We start from the raw sequence: 16,459 nt of genomic DNA on the forward strand, positions 1-16,459 counted from the left end.
CAGCGGACCACGGCCGACCCGACCACGGCCGACAGCGGTAACAACGACAGTACGGATCCGGAGGCGGCGATACCCGCCGGGACGACGGCGGACGGCGCGGCGACACCGGACGGCGGAACGACGGCGGACGCGGACACCGAAACCGGCGCGGGCACGGGCACGGGCGCGGCTTCCGTCGCGGACCGGCGGCGCGGGCTGCTCGTACCGCTGATCGCGACCGGTCTCGTCGTCCCGCTGTACGTCCTGTGGGCGGGCTGGCTGGCCACCGGCGGCGGTGATCTCGCGGCCCAGCTCCACTGGACCGGCTTCGCCGAGGCGCACCCCTCGTCCGCGTACAACCTGTCCTGGTACGGGGGCACCCACACCGCGAACTACAGCCTGCTCGCCCCGCCGCTGATGGCCCTCTTCGGGGTCCGGGCCGTCTCGGTGGCCGCCGGGCTCGTCGGCACCTGGGCGATGGCGATGATCTTCGTCCGCAGCGGGGTGCGGTATCCGGTCTGGCCCGCGATCGCGGGCGCGCTGGCGCTCTGGGCGAATATCGCCTCCGGCCGGACGACGTTCGCCCTGGGCACCGCGATCGGTCTGGTCGCCCTGGTGTTCCTGCAAAGGAAGCTGCTCGCGGTCGCGGCCGTCGGCGCGGCGCTGGCCACGGCGGCGAGCCCGGTGGCCGGGCTGTTCCTGGTCGTCGTGGGAGCGGCGTATCTGCTGGAGCGGCGGTGGCGCCCGGCCGTCGCGCTGCTGGTACCGCCCGCCCTGGTGGTGGGGGTGACGACGGTCCTCTTCCCCTTCGACGGGGAGATGCCGATGCAGACCAACAAGCTGTGGATGCCGCTGTGGGTGTCGGCCGTACTGGTCCTGGCGGCCCCGCGCGGCCGGGAGTGGCGGCTGGTGCGGTGGGGCGCCGCGGTCTACGCCCTCGGGGTGGTCCTGACGTACTTCACGCCCTCGCCCATCGGCCGCAATGTGGAGCGGCTCGCGGGTCTCGCCGGGCCGCCGGTGCTGGTCGCGGCGGTGATCGCGGCGGTCTGCGCGCTGGGCGGCCCGGCGGCGGTCCGGGAGGCGGTCCGGCGTACCGGACGGGCGGCGCTGGTACCCGTGGTGTCGGTGGTGGCGCTGACGGCGATGCTGGCGGTCAACGCGCACTGGCTGGGCGACAAGACCGAGGACGATCTCGTCGTCTCCAACAAGGTGCCGGTCTGGGCGAAGGAGACCGACGCCCTGGTCCGGGAGCTGGAGCGGCTGGGCGCCGACCGGACCCGGGTCGAGGTGGTGCCCGCGCGCAACCACCGCGAGGCGACCGTACTCGCCCCGCACGTCAATATGGCCCGCGGCTGGAACCGGCAGCTCGACGTCGAGCGGGGGCGCCTCTTCTACGACGGGTCGCTGAACGAGACGACGTACCGGGAGTGGCTCGACCGCTGGGCCGTCGGCTTCGTGGTGCTCCACCACGGGCGGCCGGACGGGCCCGCCGAGGCGGAAGCCGCCCTGGTCCGCAGCGGCCCCGGCTATCTGAAGCGGGTGTGGCGGGACGACAACTGGTCGGTCTACCGGGTCCGGGACGCGGTACCACTGGTCTCGGCGCCCGCCGAGGTCGCCGACCAGAACCGGGCCGAGATGGTCGTACGGATGCCCGCCGCCGGGTCCGTGACGGTACGGGTCGCCCACTCGCCGTGGCTGCGGGCGGAGGGCGCCTGCCTGGAGCCCGACGGGGAGTACACCCGGCTGACCGTGAAGGAGGCGGGCGAGTACCGGCTGCACTCGGCGTACCGGCTGCCGTGGACGGCGGACCCCGGCTGCTGAGACGGCCCCGGACCACGGCGACGGAAGAGTACGAGAAAGGCGGCACCCTCCCGGGGTGCCGCCTTCGTCGTCGTACGCGCCGGTACGGAGTCGGGTCGGATCAGAGCGCGGAGCCCTGCTTCCAGGCCGCCCAGTCCATGTTCCAGCCGTTCAGGCCGTTGTCCGGCTTGATGGTCTCGTCCTTGGAGTTCTTGACGATCACGACATCACCGATCAGGGAGTTGTCGTAGAACCAGGCACCGGGCTGGTTGGGGTCGTTGGCGCCCTTCTTGTCGTTCAGACCGACACAGCCGTGGCTGGTGTTCTGACCGCCGAAGACCGAGTCGGAGCCCCAGTAGTTGCCGTGGATGAAGGTGCCGGAGGTGGAGAGCCGCATGGCGTGCGGAACATCCGGGATGTCGTACTCGCCGCCGAAGCCGACGGTCGCGCCGTTCATCCGGGTCTCCTTGAACTTCTCGGAGATCACCATCTGACCGTTGTACGTCGGGGTGGCCGCGGCGCCCGCGGAGATCGGGATGGTCCGGATCGTCTTGCCGTTCCGCTGAATCACCATCTGCTTCGACTTGGCGTCGACGGTGGAGACCTGGTTACGGCCGACCTTGAAAGTCACGGTCTTCTGCTGGACGCCGGTGACACCCGGCGCGCCCTCGACCCCGTCCAGGGCGAGCTTCAGCGTGACCGTGGAGCCTTCCTTCCAGTACTGCTCGGGCCGGAAGTCGAGCCGCTGCGAGTTGAACCAGTGGCCGACGATCTCCTGACCGCCGGTCGAGGTCACGGTGATCCCGGACTGGACGGCCTTGCGGTCCTTGATCGGCTTGTTGAAGTTGATCGACACCGGCATCCCGACGCCGACGGTCGACCCGTCCTCCGGGGTGAAGGTGCCGATGAAGCTGTTGCCGGGCGAGACGGTCGTGAACGAGCCGTTCTCGTGGACGGTCAGGCCCTTGTCGTCCTTCGCGGTCGCGGTCACCTTGTACGAGGTCGACCGCTTCAGCGGCTTCGCGGGGGTCCAGCTCTTCCCGTCGGCGGCGATCTTGCCCTCGACGGGCTTCCCCTCCGAGGTGACCATCTTGACCTCGGTGAGGGTGCCGTCCACGACGGAGACCTTGGAGTTGTTGATACTGCCGTTCTTCGAGCCGTTCTTGGGCTCGATAGCTATTCGAGCCTTCGAGACCTCCTTGGCCGCGGCCTGGTCGACCTGGTCCTGAGCGCTCTTGCCGCCGTCGCCCTTACCGCTGTCGCCGTCGCCGCTACAACCGGCGAGCACCATCACACCACCGAGCACAGCGGACGCGACCATCAGCCCCCGGCGCCGCTTGCTGTCCGTCATCACACGCTTCTCCATTGTCGCCTGTCCCCCAGTCCCCTGACCGAACAGTGGGGAACACATCCGTTACCAGGCGTTCGGTTCCACATTCTCTTCGTGATGTGGTGAACACCACTCGTGATTTTTCGGCCGCTCCCCCGGATTCCCCGGACGCGCCGCCTCCAGCCACGGTACGTGACCGGTACCGAGGCACCTTGGCGGATTCCCCGCCGCCGGGCCGACCCCGATTTCCTCCGGAGGCCGCGGGTTCACTAGCATCGGCGCACCGCGACCGGCCGCGCCGGGTCCGCGTCTCCCGTCCCCCATGTCGCCCCGCGCGCCCGGGACTTCCCGGCATCCCTTCCGTACGCCCCGGTCAACCGACCGGCCCGTTCGGCCATCCTTCCGGTCGAACGGGTCCGTCCCGGCCGACCCGTTCGACCCGCTCGGCCCGCCCCACCCAAGGCCCCGTCAAGGCCGCTTCAAAGCTTCGCCAAAACTCGTCCCGCCGTCCCGGGGCTCACCCCCGAGGCCCGCCCAGGGCCCGTCCCGGGCTTCCCCAGGCTTGCCCCCAAGGAGGATCACGTCCGTGTCGATCGCCCGTCGACCACTGCTGACCGCCGTCGCCGCCGGAGCCCTGCTCTGCGCGCTCTGGTTCGTCCCGTCCGCGAACGCGAACGCGGCACCGGCGCCCGAGCGGCCCCGCACCGGCTGGACGCACGGCATCACCGGGCCCGGCGGCGGCGAACAGTCACCACCGCGCCTGGCGGACACCGGCAGCTTCGACTCGACGCCGTACATCATCGGCGGTACGGGCTTTCTGGCGGTGGGCATCGCGTTCGTCACCTACGCGGTACGACGCGGCCACGCACCGGCGCCCGTCGCCCCCGGCGCCGAGCAGGGGACGCCGCCGCAGCACTGACGCCGGGCGGCGGGCCCGGGCGCGAGCGTCGCAATCGTCGCGATCGCAATGGGCCCCGCTCGTCGTGGTGTGCCTTGTGCGCCGGGGCGGTTGTGTGCCAGATACGCCGGGGCGGCGGACCGGTGGGCCCAGGGGGCGTGCCGGCGTGGCGGGCCGCCTGGCCCGGGGGGCCGTGACAGGACCGCGGACCGGCTCAGCCCAGGGGCCGTGCCGGGGCGGCGGGCCGCTCAGCCCAGAGGGCCCGTGACGGGCTCCACCGCCGCGATCAGCCGGCCGTCCCGGACGAACTCCTCCGCCGCCGCCAGATCCGGGGCGAGAAAACGGTCCGGCCCCGGCCCGCCGACCCCCGCGTCCCGCAGGGCCGCCACCGCCGCACGGGACGCGGGCGCCGGAACGAGCCCCTCGCGCAACTCGATCGCACGGGCGGCGGCGTACAACTCGATCCCGATGATCCGCCCCAGCGCGTCCACGGCCGTCCGCAGCTTGCGCGCCGCCGACCAGCCCATCGAGACATGGTCCTCCTGCATCGCCGACGACGGGATCGAGTCGACGGAAGCCGGGACGGCCAGCCGCTTCATCTCCGACACCAGCGCCGCCTGGGTGTACTGGGCGATCATCAGACCCGAGTCGACACCCGGATCGTCGGCCAGGAACGGCGGCAGACCATGGCTGCGGTTCTTGTCGAGCAGCCGGTCCGTACGGCGCTCCGCGATGGACCCCAGATCGGCGGCGGCGATCGCCAGGAAATCCAGCACATACGCGACCGGCGCGCCGTGGAAGTTACCGTTGGACTCCACCCGGCCCGCCTCCGGCAGCACCACCGGATTGTCCACGGCGGCGGCGAGTTCACGATCCGCGACCAGCCGGGCATGCTCCAGCGTGTCCCGGCCCGCGCCCGCCACCTGCGGGGCACAGCGCACGGAGTACGCGTCCTGCACGCGCGGCGCCTCGTCCTGCTGGTAGTGGCCGGTGAGCCCCGAACCCCTCAGCACCGCCGCCATATTGGAGGCGGCCACCGCCTGACCCGGATGCGGCCGGATCGCGTGCAGCTCCGGCGCCAGCACCCGCTCCGTCCCCAGCAGCGCCTCCAGGGAGAGCGCGGCGGTGATATCGGCGGACGTATGCAGCCGCCGGAGGTCGTCGAGCGCCAGCAGCAGCATCCCCAGCATGCCGTCCGTACCGTTCAGCAGGGCCAGGCCCTCCTTCTCCCGCAGCACCACCGGCTCGATCCCGTGCTCCGCGAGCAACTCCCCGGCGGGCCGCACCCGCCCGTCGGGACCCTCCGCGTCCCCCTCCCCCATCAGGGCCAGCGCACAGTGCGAAAGCGGCGCGAGATCCCCCGAGCAGCCGAGGGAACCGTACTCGTGGACGACGGGCGTGATTTTTGCGTTGAGCACGGCGGCCATGGTGCGGGCGACCTCCGGCCGTACACCGGTATGCCCCGAACACACCGTCTTCAGCCGCAGGAACATCAGCGCCCGGACGACCTCCCGCTCCACCGCCGGCCCCGAACCCGCGGCATGCGAACGCACGATGTTCCGCTGCAACGCGGCCCGCAGCTCCGGCCCGATATGCCGGGTCGCCAGCGCGCCGAACCCGGTGGACACGCCGTACACCGGCTCGGGCTTGGCCGCGAGCGCGTCCACAACGGCCCGCGCGACCCCGAGCGCGGCCTCGGCCTCGGCCGAAATCACCACCCGGGCGCCGTGCCGGGCGACGGCCACGACATCGGCGGAACTGGTACCGGACGTCCCCACCACGACGGTATGCATATCCATATTCAGCAGCGTACGTTTTGAATGCGCCCATGTCACGGGGTCGCCTCCCGCTGTGGGGCGCCTGGTCCTCAGGCGCCTGGTGCTGAGGTTGCCTGTGCCCAGGCGGGGTGTTCGCGCCTCAGGCGCCGGCGGGGCGGGGGCGCCTCCCGCTGTGGGGTGCCTGGTCCCTCAGGCGCCTGGTGCCGGGGTTGCCTGTGTCCAGGCAGGGTGTTCGCGCCTCAGGCGCCGGCGGGGCTGTTGAAGATGTGACCGTTGCTCCGGCGGTATGCGGGCGGTCTTGTCTTGTGGCGGGAGGGTCGGTGGCCTCCGGGCTCACCTCCTCACGGACGGCGGAAGTGGGGTCGCCTGAGAGGCAGACCCGTTTCTTTTCCGCCGTCCGTTGCGGGGGCGACCCTGCACCCCCCGACCACGCCGACCGAACTTGTCCCCTGGTGCTGGAGCCCGTCCCGGGGAGGGGAGATTGCCACCTGATGTGGTCGGTCCACCCGCGCCTGGGTGGCTGGCTGATCGCGCAGTTCCCCGCGCCCCCAAGAGGGGCCCGTCTCCTCTACAGGTCCGGCGAGAGGGAGAGCATTTAGGGGCGCGGGGAACTGCGCGACAAGCCACGACCGGCCCGCAGTCGAAACACCTCCGGAGGAAGCACTATCCACCCCCGCCGGGAGGGCGTTCCCCTCCCGAAGGCGGCTCGGGGAAAGCAACCAGGGGCGCGGGGAACTGCGCGACCAGCCACAGCCGGGCCGCGGGCGAAACACCTCCGGAGGAAGCACTACCCATCCCGCCCGGAGGGCGCCCCCTCCCCGAGGCGGCTCGGGGAAAGCAACCAGGGGCGCGGGGAACTGCGCGACCAGCCCACGACGGGGTGCGGCCGGAACTCATTCGGAGGAGGCACTATCCACCCCCGCCCGGAGGGCGCTCCCCTCCCGAAGGCGGCCCGGGGGAAGCAACCCAGGTGGCGCTGGGGGTCCCCCCGTCGCCGAAGGCACAGGGGGCGGAACTGCGCGAACAGCCAGCCACGGTCCGCAGGCCGCGAACAACACCAGGCCCCGCGGCGCGGCCCGTGGCGGATCCTCCCCGGAGGGGTGCGAGGTCAGTCCGGGTGGGCGCCCCGGAAGCGGCGGCGGTCTTGAGGGGGGCTGCCCGGCGGCGTGTCCGCGAGCCGGAGGACCGCCCCGTCCCGCCCCGCCACCACCGGCTTCGCCGACCCCGCCGCCTTCGCCCGGTACTGCGCCGCGTCCGCCAGCCGAAACAGCCGTCGCGCGGTGCGGATCTGACCGATCGGATCTCCGGTGGACGCGACCCCGCAGGCGACGCCTTCGCCGAGTTCGAGTTCGGCGGCCCGGACGCAGAGTTCGTCGGCGACCCGGACGACGTCGTCGGCCGAAGGCCCCACGCACACCAGGCAGAATTCGTCTCCGCCGAGGCGGGCGGCGAGTGCGTCGGTCAGTATCGCCCCGCAGAGGGAGAGTACGGATCCGAACCGTTCGAGGAGCCGGTCGCCGACTTCGTGGCCGTGGGTGTCGTTGACCCGTTTCAGTCCGTTGAGGTCGCAGACGACGAGGCTGACGACGGTTCCGTCGACCCGGTGCTGTTCGAGGGCTTCGTCGAGCCGGGTGTCGACCGCGCGCCGGTTGGCGAGTCCGGTGAGGGGGTCGGTGAAGGCGAGCCGTCGTACTTCCTCCAGCCGTTCGGTCTGGGCGATGCCCGCGGCGACGACGGAGGCGAGGACGGTGGCGAAGTGGGCTTCGTCGCGGCCGAAGACGGGCGCGTCGAGGGGGCGGGCCACGTACAGCTCGCCCCAGGCCCGCCCGTGCAGCACGATGGGTGCGACGACGCAGCAGCCGCGCTGTCGGCGGCGGAGGGCGGCGGCCCGGCCGCCGGGCCCGCCGGGTGGGGGCACGGAGGGGTGCCGGTAGCCGCGTACGGGCTCCCCGGCCGCCGGTACGCCGGCCGCGCCCGGCCCGTCGTCGCCGGGGCCGTACTCCGGGACGACGGAGTCCCGCCCGGGGCGGATTCCGGCCGCAATCGTGCTGCCGCCGGGTGTCTCCCCCGGCTGTTCGGGTTCCGCCGTCTCGACCCATGCCTCGGGTTCGCCGCCGCCCGCCCACCGCTCGTGCAGGAACTCGGTGATCTCCGGGAACCGGTTGACGGGGTAGGTCTCGGCGTCCGGGAACTCCTCTTCGTCCGCTGCCCGCGCCCCGGCGTTGACCAGCACTTTCAACCGGCCCAGCTCTCGTTCCCAGACGGAGAGCGCGGCGAAGGAGCCGTCGAGCGCGGCACACGCGCCGAGCGCGGCGGCGCGCCAGAACTCGCGCGGGGTCTGTGCCGCCGCCATCGCCTGGGCCAGTGCCACCACGGCCCGCAATCGCCGATCCTCAGCCATCACCCCAGCCTAAGGACCTCTGTCCGGATTCCGCTGGTTGGACTGGCCCGGGTCGGCTCACCCAGGGTGACGGCCGCCGGTGGGCGGCTCACTCACCGGGCCACACGGGCTTCCGCTTCTCGTTGAACGCGGCCACGCCCTCCGCCCGGTCCCCGGAGAAGGCGACCGTACGCCAGGCCGCGTCCTCCACCTCCAGACCGGCCTTCAGATCGAGCCCCTGCCCGAGCCGCAGGGCGCGTTTGGCGGCCCGCAGCCCGACGGGTGAGTTGCCGGCGATCCGGTCGGCGAGCGCCAGCGCCTCCGTCCTGGCGTCGTCGCCGTCGGCCGCGAGCCGGTCCACCAGGCCCAGTGCCAGCGCCTCGTCGGCGGCGACCCGGCGGGCGGTGAACACCAGCTCGGCGGCGCGGGCGGCGCCGACGCGGCGGGGCAGCAGCTGCGTACCGCCGCCGCCGGGAATGACGCCCACCGACACCTCGGGCAGGGCCACGACGGTCGTCGGATCGGCCACGATCACATCGCAGGCGAGGGCGAGTTCGTAGCCGCCGCCGAGGGCATAGCCGTGTACGGCGGCGACGGCGGGCATCGGCAGCTCCAGTACGCCGGTGTACGCGGCCCGGGCCAGCGGGCGCTGCCGTACCAAGTCGGCGTCGGAGAAGGAGTTGCGTTCCTTCAGATCGGCGCCGACGCAAAAGGCCCGGTCGTGGGAGGAGGTCAGTACGGTCACCCGGACGTCCGGGTCGGCCGCGAGAGCCGTACACGCCTCGGCGATGGAGCGGGCCATCGCGGAGGAGACCGCGTTCATCGCGGCGGGCCGGTCGAGGACGAGTTCGGCGACATGCCCGTGGGTGCGGACGGCGACGTACTCGCCGAACCGCCGCTCGGGCGGCGCCGCGTCCCCGGGCTCCCCGGCAGCGCCCGCCGCGTCCGCGGCGAGGAAGGAAGGCGAGAGCGGGGGCGAGGAACGCGGGGGCAGCGGGGAAGGCGGGTCTTCCGACGGCGGTACGGACATCCGACACCCTTCCGGTTAACGACGGTTCACCGGATCATAGGCCGCCCCTCTCTCCCTTCCGCAAGCCCCCTTTTCCCAGGGGCCGTGCCGGGGAGAGCATCTAGGGGCGCGAGGAACTGCGCGACCAGCCCACGACGGCCCGCGGTCGAAACACCTCCGGACGAAGCACTACCCATCCCGCCCGGAGGGCCCCCTTCCCAAGGCCGATGAGAAGGGCAACCAGGGGCGCGAGGAACTGCGCGACCAGCCCACGACGGCCCGCGGTCGAAACACCTCCGGACGAAGCACTACCCATCCCGCCCGGAGGGCCCCTTCCCAAGGCCGATGAGAAGGGCAACCAGGGGCGCGAGGAACTGCGCGACCAGCCACGACGGTGGTGCAGACCGCGAACAACACCAGGCCGCCGGGCGAGACCCGGGGTGGTGGACCTCACCCGGAGAGCCAAGGCGCTGGGGGTCCCCCCAGCGCCGAAGGCACATTCGCAGGCGGGAATGCAACGCGTCAGACGCGGCGCGAGAGCATCCAGGGTTCCACCACGCCCAGCCCCCGGACCGGGCGCTGCCACATCGGCTGGAGCGCGTAGCGGTACGGCGGCGGGGGCTCGCCCTCCTTTTCGGCCGTCGCGGCTTCCTCCGCCGCCTGTGTCTCGGATTTGGGCGCGTCGCCGTTTCTGATGAGTTCGAGGGCGAAGGCGCCGTCGACCAGGATGGTGTCCTTGGGCGCTATCGAGGTGAGCCTGCTGGCCAGGTTGACGGTGGTGCCGAAGACGTCGCCCATGCGGGTCGTGACGGTGCCGAAGGCGAGTCCGACCCGGAGGGACGGCATGACTTCGTCCTGTTGCATCGCGTCGATCAGCCGGAGCGCGATCTCGGAGGCGGTGCCGGAGTCGTCGGCGGCGTAGAGCACTTCGTCGCCGAGGGTTTTGATGAGCCGGCCGCCGTGGGCGGCGACGAGGTCGGCGGCGGTGGTCTCGAAGATTTCGACGAGTTCGCCGAGTTCTTCCTCTTCGAGTCGCCGGGTGAGCCGGGTGAAGCCGACGAGGTCGGCGAAGCCGATGGCGAGCCGCCGGTCGACCATTTCCTCGTCGTCGGCGGCTTGGACGACGCGTCCGGTGGCGGCGGCGAGCTGGCGCCGCCAGACGTAGACGAGGAATTCCTGGAGTTCGGGCAGGAGCAGTTCGATCAGCGGATACGTGACTTCGGTCCGGGTCATGCCCGGTTCCGGTGGTTCGGTGAGTCCTTCGAGGAAGGAGTCGATCTGCCATTCGGCGAGCCGGGCCGTGGTCTGGCCGGTGGAGCGGGCGACCTGGATGGCCATGGGTTCGCTGAGGAGTCCGGCTTCGACGAGTCCGGCGAGTCGCCGGAGTGCCAGGACGTCGGCTTCGGTGAGGGCTTTGGCCTGGCCGATGTCGGCGAAGCCCATGGCCCGCCAGAAGCGGGAGCCGAGTTCGATGGAGACTCCGGCGGTCCTGGCGGCCTGGAAGGGGGTGTAGCGGCGTTCGGCGCCGAGGATGAGTTGTTCGAGCCGGATGGCGAGGGGGTCGTCGGTGGGTTCGGCGGTGTGGTCGACGGCGTGCAGCGGGGTGGGGTGTACGGCCGCCGGGCCCGAAGCCGGTCCCGAGCCCTGGCCCGGTCCGGACGCGGGGCCCGTACGCGGCGGTCCGCCCGTGCGGCCGGGGTCGGCCGGGGGGCCCGCGTCGTCCGTCGGCGAAGGCGACGAAGCCGCCGCGGACCCGCCGGAACGTCCGGAGTCGTCGGACGCGCCCGCGCCGGAAGTGGTGTCGTCGACGGTCACCAGCCGCCTCCTGCCCTTTCCCCGCGCAATTGCCCTGCCGCTCTGTCGCTCGATCGCCTCAACGATACGGCAGATGTGCCCTGGCTCACGTCCTCCCGGCGGTTCCGGTCCGCCGTGGGCCGGGGGCCGCCGTGAGCCGGGCCTCCGCCGGTTCCCTTCGGTCGCCGAACCGCCGCCGACCAGGCATCACGCCGGGCTCGGCGGGATACCGCGACGGTACCCGCGGGGCCGCCGGACGCCCCGCCGCGCGCCCGCGGCCCGGCGCCACCGGCCGGGTGACGTCATGGGCGAACCTACGGGGCGGCACGGGGTGGGCGGTACGTGCCGTACGCCACGTACCCCGCACCCGTCCCGGGTCAGCCCGTCGCCGCGGGCCGCAGATGGACCACGTCACCCGCGCCGACGGCCCGCCGCTCCCCGCCCGCGAGGGCCAGGACCAGCCGTCCGTCACCGTCGAGGGCGACCGCCTCGCCGGTCAGGGACCGGTCGCCGGGCAGTTCGGCCCGTACCGTACGGCCCAGCGTCGCACAGCCCGCCGCATATGCCGCCTGCACGGTCGAGGCGGCCGGGTCGCCGCTCGCCGCGCGCCAGTCGCCGTACCACCGCTCCAGGGACCGCAGGACGGCCCGCAGCAGCGGATCGCGGTCGGTGGAGACGGCATCCGCCATGGCCAGCGATCCGGCGGTGGGTACCGGCAGTTCACCGGCGCGCAGGGTGACGTTGATCCCGATCCCGACGACGACCGCGCCGTCCTCGGGGCCGCCCGCGCGCTCCATCAGGATCCCGCCGGTCTTGCGCTCCTCGCCGCCGACCCGGACGAGCAGGTCGTTGGGCCATTTGAGGGACATGTCGACCCCGGCGGAGCGGCTGAGTCCGGTGGCGGCGGCGACCCCGGCGAGCAGCGGCAGCCAGCCCCAGCGCTCCACCGGGACGCCGGGTCCCGGGCGCAGCAGTACGGAGAGGAAGAGCCCGGAGCGCGCGGGGGCGGTCCACCGCCGGTCGAGGCGGCCCCGGCCCGCGGTCTGTTCCTCGGCGACCAGGACGGCGCCTTCCGGCAGTCCGGGTTCGCGGCCGACCCGGGCGACGAGGTCCGCGTTGGTGGAGCCGGTGGCGGGGACGACGTCGAGGGACGTCCACAGTCCGCCGGGGCGTACGAGGGCCCGGCGGAGGGCGGGGGCGTTCAGCGGCGGGCGCTCCAGATCGCCCCAGCGGCCGCCTCCGGCGGTCTCGGCCGACCGCTCGTCGGGGCTGGTCCCAGGCGCATTCTCAGACGTCATGCAAGCCAGCGTAGGTGTGGCATACGCCGCACTGCGCGGCCGTATCGCCGCCGATACGCTACGAACCGGTAGCCGAAGGCGACGACCCGCCGGGCGCCCGTCCCCCGTTCTCGTCGCGTTCAGGGAGCCGTATCCCGATGTCAGAGCCGGAGCAGTACGACAGCACCACTCACACCACGGCGGGCCGGATCGAGGATCTGCGGCGCCGGACCGACGAGGCCGTGCACGCGGGTTCGGCGCGGGCGGTGGAGAAGCAGCACGCCAAGGGGAAGCTGACCGCCCGGGAGCGGATCGCCCTGCTGCTGGACGAGGAGTCGTTCGTCGAGTTGGACGGGCTGGCGCGGCACCGGTCGACCAATTTCGGGCTGGACCGGACCCGGCCGTACGGCGACGGGGTGGTCACCGGCTACGGCACGGTCGACGGCCGTCCGGTGGCGGTCTTCTCGCAGGACTTCACGGTCTTCGGCGGCGCGCTGGGCGAGGTCTACGGCCAGAAGATCATCAAGGTGATGGACTTCGCCCTGAAGACGGGCTGTCCGGTGATCGGGATCAACGACTCCGGGGGCGCGCGGATCCAGGAGGGTGTGAGCGCGCTCGGGATGTACGGCGAGATCTTCCGCCGCAACACCCACGCGTCCGGAGTGATTCCGCAGATCTCGCTGGTCGTCGGGCCGTGCGCGGGCGGCGCGGTCTACTCCCCCGCGATCACCGACTTCACGGTGATGGTCGATCAGACGTCCCATATGTTCATCACGGGTCCCGATGTGATCAAGACGGTGACCGGTGAGGACGTCGGTTTCGAGGCGCTGGGCGGAGCCCGTACCCACAACACGACATCGGGTGTGGCGCACCATATGGCGGCGGACGAGAAGGACGCCGTCGAGTACGTCAAGTCGCTGCTCTCCTATCTGCCGTCGAACAATCTCTCCGAGCCTCCGGTCTTCCCGGAGGAGGCCGGTCTGGCGCCGACGGACGAGGATCTGGAGCTGGACGCGCTGATCCCGGACAGCGCCAATCAGCCGTACGACATGCATACGGTGATCGAGCACGTCCTCGACGACGGGGAGTTCCTGGAGACGCAGGCGCTGTTCGCGCCCAATATCGTCACCGGTTTCGGGCGGGTGGAGGGGCGGCCGGTCGGGGTGGTGGCCAATCAGCCGCTGCAGTTCGCGGGCTGTCTGGACATCGACGCGTCCGAGAAGGCGGCACGGTTCGTCCGGACCTGTGACGCCTTCAACGTGCCGGTACTGACCTTCGTCGACGTGCCGGGGTTCCTGCCCGGGGTCGACCAGGAGTACGGGGGCATCATCCGGCGCGGCGCGAAGCTGATCTACGCCTATGCGGAGGCGACGGTCCCGCTGATCACGGTGATCACCCGGAAGGCGTTCGGCGGGGCGTACGACGTGATGGGCTCCAAGCATCTGGGCGCCGATCTCAATCTCGCCTGGCCGACCGCGCAGATCGCGGTGATGGGCGCGCAGGGCGCGGTGAACATCCTGCACCGCAGGGCGATCGCGGAGGCGGACGGCGACGAGGCGCGCGAGGAGACCAGGACGCGGCTGATCGCCGAGTACGAGGACACCCTGCTCAATCCGTATACGGCGGCGGAGCGGGGGTATGTGGACGCGGTGATCGTGCCGTCGGAGACCCGGGCGCAGATCGTCCGGGGGCTGCGGCAGCTGCGGACGAAGCGGGAGAACCTGCCGCCGAAGAAGCACGGCAACATTCCGCTGTGAGAGGGGCCGACACGATGATGATCAAGATCGTTCGGGGCAATCCGACGCCGGAGGAGCTGGCGGCGGCGCTGGCGGTGGTACGGGCGCGGGCGCTCGGCGCCGCCCCCGGTACGGAGGCGCCGGGCCCGGCCGCCTCGGAGTGGGCGGCCCCCGCACGGCTGGTCCGCGCGCCGCTTCCGCCGCCGTCCCCCGGGGCCTGGTCCCACGCGTCCTGGCCCCGCTGACCCGCCCCCGCGCGCCGGGGCGCGCGAGGACGGGCCCCGAGGCTACGTCAGGGGGATGGACTGGGCGTGCCGGAAGAAGTTCGTCGGGTCCCAGGTCTGCTTGGCAGTCTTCAGCCGGGCGAAGTTGCCCTTGTAGTAGAGGCTGCCCCAGGTCTCCTGGGAAGTGTTGAAGGCGGGGTCGCCGAGGTCCTTGTCGGGATAGTTGACGTAGCAGCCGTCGTTGATGAATCCCGGTACGGGGACGCCGCCGGTCTCCGCGTACACGTCCTTGTAGAGGTTGCGGATCCAGGCGAGGCTCGCGGCCTCCTTCGCCGGGTCGGTCCAGTACGCCTGGTACTGGAGCTTGAGTACCGAGTCGCGCTGCGGCACCGCGGTGGCGTCGGACGCGACGGTGTTGACCTTGCAGCCGTAGGAGTCGACCTGGACCAGGGCTTCCAGGCCGTCGGGGGCCAGGGGGCTCAGATGGCTCCAGAGGGCGGCGACCTGGAAGCTGGACATGCCCTTCCGGGCGTAGGCCGACTTGTACTTGCCGTAGAGGGTGGGGTTGCCACCGCTCAGGTAGTCGGTGGCGATGTACCACGGCAGTTTGCGGGTCTTGTCGAACCCGGGCAGCGCCGCGTGCTCGCCCATCGGCACGGTCATCGGCTGCGGGGTGATGTTGACGCCCGCGGTGACCGCCGTCAGATAGTCGTTCAGCAGGGTCCGGGCGTTGGCGTGGGTGGAGGCGTCCATCTGGGTCAGCAGACCGATGGAGCTGTTGGGGCCGGAGTTGGCGTTCAGCTTCAGCAGGCCGAACAGTCCGGCGTACGGCGAGGAGGGCGCGCTGTTCAGCTCGTGCCACCGGCCGAAGTTCTTGACCAGGTTCTGGAAGTCCTGCTGGTCCATCTGCGGCCAGGGGAAGGTGATGGCGTTGAAGAAGACCTCGGACGGCGGCTTGGGCAGCAGCGTCGTCGGGTCGTTGCCGGTGGCGCCGGGGGTCCGCATCCAGTAGCGGGTGATCAGCCCGAAGTTGCCGCCGCCACCGCCGGTGTGGGCCCACCACAGGTCCTTCAGCGCCCCGGTGTCGTCCCGGCTCGCCTTGACGGTCTCGACGGTGCCGTTCGACCGCACCACGACGACCTCCACGGCGTGGAGGTAGTCGACGGTCAGCCCGAGCTGCCGGGACAGCAGCCCGTACCCGCCGCCGGATATATGGCCGCCCGCGCCCACGGAGGCGCAGGAGCCCGCGGGGATGGTGACCCCGTACAGCTTGTAGAGGGTCTCGTAGACCTGGAGGTTGGAGGCGCCCGCCTCGATGGCGAAGGCGTTCATGGCCGGGTCGTAGTAGACCTGGTTCATCGCGGACAGGTCGACGACCACCTGGACCTGGCTGTTGAAGACGAAGTCCTCGTAACAGTGGCCGCCGCTGCGGACGGTGAGCCGTTTCCCGGCGGTCACCGCCTCCCGTACGGCGCTCTCGGCCTGGGTCGGGGTGGTCACCATCCGGACCTTCTCCGGGGTGGCCACCCACCGCTGATTGGTACCGCGCACCAGATCGGGGAAGCGGGGGTCCGCCGGGGCGATGTCGATGATCGCGGGCGTCGCGGCGACATGGGCGGCCCCGACGCGGGTCTTCGTGGCGGCCTGGGCCGTCCCCGCGGGCACGGCCGCCGTCAGGGCGGCGCCGCCGGCCACGGCCGCGGCGCCGGAGAGCAGGGAACGGCGCCCCACGCGCTTCTCGGGCTGCTGGTTGTTCACGATCGGTCCTCCGGAAAGTCGGTGGTCGGAAGTCGTGGATCAGTAGTTCGGTGATCGGCGATCGGTACTCGGTTTCCGAAGACGGCAATGCGGTGCCGTCACCCCGGAACGGAGAATTCTTTCCGGGGCGTGCGGATGGTGCCGACGGCGCTTATGGCGCCGGAAAAGCGGCTCGATATGTCGGGTTATTCATTCTGTGCAACGACCGGAATCCAGGATTTCGGGCGGCGCCCGCAGGGGACGGGCTCCAGGCGTCACTCCTGCCGCCCCACCTGCCCCGGTGACGTCGAGGCGGTGGGATCGGTCTCCACGCACATCTCCATGAGGGTTCTCCTCGATGCCCCCGGAGGCCGCATCCGCCGGGAAACGAGATTCGAATCAATTCGACATCCGGATAGATGCGTCGGGCACCGGAAAGGGTTGCCCGTGTAAGGGGAATGCAAGTTAAATGCACCCCCGCGAACAGAAATCCCCACCCGTCACCGTCACCGTCACC

11 protein-coding genes are annotated in these 16,459 nt (G+C 71.7%); 4 read left to right on the plus strand and 7 right to left on the minus strand.

What is annotated here, in order from left to right; genetic code table 11:
* Positions 1-195: 195 nt before the first annotated feature.
* A complete protein-coding gene (locus AB0G74_RS13505) occupies positions 196-1,800 on the plus strand; it encodes a hypothetical protein (protein WP_361144748.1) in 1,605 nt (534 codons plus the stop codon).
* A gap of 100 nt (positions 1,801-1,900) precedes the next feature.
* Here AB0G74_RS13505 and AB0G74_RS13510 read toward each other — a convergent pair whose 3' ends face one another.
* Positions 1,901-3,145: an Ig-like domain-containing protein gene (locus AB0G74_RS13510; protein ID WP_361144671.1), complete on the minus strand. Its 1,245-nt coding sequence runs from the start codon at positions 3,143-3,145 to the stop codon at positions 1,901-1,903.
* Between the two features lie 550 nt (positions 3,146-3,695).
* Between AB0G74_RS13510 and AB0G74_RS13515 the strand changes: the two genes are divergently transcribed.
* Complete coding sequence (locus AB0G74_RS13515) at positions 3,696-4,028, plus strand: hypothetical protein (RefSeq protein WP_361144674.1); 333 nt, start codon at positions 3,696-3,698, stop codon at positions 4,026-4,028.
* 227 nt (positions 4,029-4,255) lie between these two features.
* Here the strand turns inward: AB0G74_RS13515 and hutH are convergent, their stop codons facing one another.
* The 5 genes from hutH to AB0G74_RS13540 all read right to left on the minus strand — a co-directional run bounded on the left by hutH (position 4,256) and on the right by AB0G74_RS13540 (position 12,266).
* Positions 4,256-5,800 (minus strand): histidine ammonia-lyase, encoded by a 1,545-nt coding sequence (gene hutH, locus AB0G74_RS13520; protein WP_361144751.1) that lies wholly within the window; start codon positions 5,798-5,800, stop codon positions 4,256-4,258.
* 1,093 nt (positions 5,801-6,893) lie between these two features.
* Complete coding sequence (locus tag AB0G74_RS13525; protein ID WP_361144677.1) at positions 6,894-8,189, minus strand: diguanylate cyclase; 1,296 nt, start codon at positions 8,187-8,189, stop codon at positions 6,894-6,896.
* An 85-nt stretch (positions 8,190-8,274) separates the two neighbouring features.
* Complete coding sequence (locus AB0G74_RS13530; protein ID WP_361144680.1) at positions 8,275-9,195, minus strand: enoyl-CoA hydratase-related protein; 921 nt, start codon at positions 9,193-9,195, stop codon at positions 8,275-8,277.
* A 501-nt stretch (positions 9,196-9,696) separates the two neighbouring features.
* Complete coding sequence (locus AB0G74_RS13535) at positions 9,697-10,773, minus strand: adenylate/guanylate cyclase domain-containing protein (RefSeq protein WP_361144754.1); 1,077 nt, start codon at positions 10,771-10,773, stop codon at positions 9,697-9,699.
* A 572-nt stretch (positions 10,774-11,345) separates the two neighbouring features.
* Entirely contained in the window at positions 11,346-12,266 is a 921-nt protein-coding gene (locus AB0G74_RS13540) for a biotin--[acetyl-CoA-carboxylase] ligase (RefSeq protein ID WP_361144683.1), read from the minus strand.
* Positions 12,267-12,403: 137 nt separating this feature from the next.
* Between AB0G74_RS13540 and AB0G74_RS13545 the strand changes: the two genes are divergently transcribed.
* Entirely contained in the window at positions 12,404-14,002 is a 1,599-nt protein-coding gene (locus AB0G74_RS13545; RefSeq protein ID WP_361144685.1) for an acyl-CoA carboxylase subunit beta, read from the plus strand.
* Between the two features lie 14 nt (positions 14,003-14,016).
* Positions 14,017-14,226: an acyl-CoA carboxylase epsilon subunit gene (locus AB0G74_RS13550; protein ID WP_361144757.1), complete on the plus strand. Its 210-nt coding sequence runs from the start codon at positions 14,017-14,019 to the stop codon at positions 14,224-14,226.
* Positions 14,227-14,268: 42 nt separating this feature from the next.
* Here AB0G74_RS13550 and AB0G74_RS13555 read toward each other — a convergent pair whose 3' ends face one another.
* Positions 14,269-15,963, minus strand: coding sequence for a BBE domain-containing protein (locus AB0G74_RS13555; protein WP_361144687.1), 1,695 nt, complete (start codon positions 15,961-15,963; stop codon positions 14,269-14,271).
* Between the last annotated feature and the right edge of the window lie 496 nt (positions 15,964-16,459).

This window comes from Streptomyces sp. NPDC020875, from assembly GCF_040641415.1.
Taxonomy (GTDB): Bacteria; Actinomycetota; Actinomycetes; order Streptomycetales; family Streptomycetaceae; genus Streptomyces.

Bases quoted from the DNA above. Each gene is read 5' to 3' on its own strand.
- AB0G74_RS13530 (WP_361144680.1), bottom strand. From the start codon at position 9,195: ATGTCCGTACCGCCGTCGGAAGACCCGCCTTCCCCGCTGCCCCCGCGT.
- hutH (WP_361144751.1), bottom strand. From the start codon at position 5,800: ATGCATACCGTCGTGGTGGGGACGTCCGGTACCAGTTCCGCCGATGTC.
- AB0G74_RS13550 (WP_361144757.1), top strand. From the start codon at position 14,017: ATGATGATCAAGATCGTTCGGGGCAATCCGACGCCGGAGGAGCTGGCG.
- AB0G74_RS13510 (WP_361144671.1), bottom strand. From the start codon at position 3,145: ATGGAGAAGCGTGTGATGACGGACAGCAAGCGGCGCCGGGGGCTGATG.
- AB0G74_RS13540 (WP_361144683.1), bottom strand. From the start codon at position 12,266: ATGACGTCTGAGAATGCGCCTGGGACCAGCCCCGACGAGCGGTCGGCC.
- AB0G74_RS13545 (WP_361144685.1), top strand. From the start codon at position 12,404: ATGTCAGAGCCGGAGCAGTACGACAGCACCACTCACACCACGGCGGGC.